Origin of the sequence: Exiguobacterium sp. B2(2022) (genome assembly GCF_028823655.1) — a bacterium.
GTDB classification, from domain to species: domain Bacteria; phylum Bacillota; class Bacilli; order Exiguobacteriales; family Exiguobacteriaceae; genus Exiguobacterium; species Exiguobacterium aestuarii_A.
Window position 1 is genome coordinate 1 of record NZ_JAPEHX010000111.1, and the last position, 1529, is coordinate 1529.

Sequence of the window (1529 nt, forward strand, 5' to 3'; positions counted from 1 at the left end):
AATTCGGCAAATTTGGAATTGGCTTGACGTGGAAATCAGTCATAAAAACAGCTTGGAGGTCGAACGAAATACTTTAATAAAAAAGCAGGCAGAATTACTTTCAGAAAGAGAGGTGATTTCGGAAAACCTTAAGAAAAGTATGGATTTAGAACAGCGAATGGAACGTGGGTTTGATAAGGTCTTTAACTATGTAAAGTTGTCTAAAGGGTTTTATAAAGACTACAAGCAACTAAAAGATCCTAGTGAACGAATGAGCTTAGAAGTTGGGTTGATTGAAATGGAAATCGCATATCGAATGGGTAAACCGAGATATCGCAGAAATGTCATAAAAACTAAAGAAAGTCACTACTATGAATGCGAGTGGGGGACACAGATTGGATTGCCTGGAAGAATTTATGTTAGGAACGCTGGAGCGGGATGTGTGGTAGAGAGGATTAGTCGTGTAAAAGAAGGAGGAAGCAGACTTAGTCAAGAACGCGTAATCGAGTGGCTGAAAAATCAATAAAAGTTGTAAATAATATTAAACAATCAGAACACGACTCCGATATAGAGTATGGAAACGATAAAACGTTCCAAAAAATGCAAGGTGAGGGGCCGGCCTAAACCTTGCATGCTCGGACAAAAGGATTTGGAAGAGCGGAAAAACTTTAAACCTATGGAGGGAAATTACAATGATTATTAACCACAACCTTAACTCAATGAACGCACATCGTAATATGTCGTTCAACACGGCACAAACTGGTAAAGCGATGGAGAAATTGTCTTCAGGTCTCCGCATCAACCGTGCTGGGGATGATGCGGCTGGTCTTGCTATCTCTGAAAAAATGCGTGGACAGATTCGTGGTCTTGAACAAGCGACACGTAACTCACAAGATGGAATTTCATTGATTCAAACCGCTGAAGGTGCATTGAACGAAACACACTCCATCCTTCAACGTATGCGTGAATTAGCTGTTCAGTCTTCAAACGATACAAACGTAGGCGTTGACCGTGAAGAAATTCAAAAAGAAATTAATCAACTTTCTTCAGAAATCAACCGTGTTGGAAACACAACGGAGTTTAACACTCAGTCATTACTAAAAGGAAGTGGCGGAGAAAACTTAGCACCTACAGGTCTTTCTTTGAGTGATTTGACGACGGTTACAGATGGTGTCGATGCCTTCAGTAATGAAGCAAAAATTTCTGTCGATTTTACAAGTCTAAAAAATAACGATAATTTTAAAGTGTCACTTAATGGTAAAGAGTTAACTATTAACTTTACGGAAGGTGCTGGACAAGTAGACGGAACAGTTACTAACGTGACGACAAACTCTGCTAGCATCAGTGTCGGAACAGGACCAGTAACTGGAGGTGCTTCTGCAACTACCGAGTCAGCTATTGCAACTACATTACAGTCTTTGATTGATGCTGATAGTCAATTAAAAGGAAACTATAAAGTTTCAGTTTCAAGTGGGGAAGTACTGATTGAAGCTACAAAAGATGGAGTGTATTCTGGATCAAAAGGAAATATTTCTAGTACTGTAACAGGT

Annotated in this window: 2 protein-coding genes; both read left to right on the top strand. The window is 39.5% G+C overall.

All coding sequences use genetic code 11. The features are described from left to right. On the top strand, positions 1-505 hold a 505-nt coding region (locus tag ON063_RS14485), incomplete at its 5' end, for a hypothetical protein (RefSeq protein ID WP_274665603.1). A gap of 166 nt (positions 506-671) precedes the next feature. Further along, positions 672-1529, top strand: an 858-nt coding sequence (locus ON063_RS14490; RefSeq protein WP_446719148.1) for a flagellin N-terminal helical domain-containing protein, incomplete at its 3' end; no start/stop codon positions are given.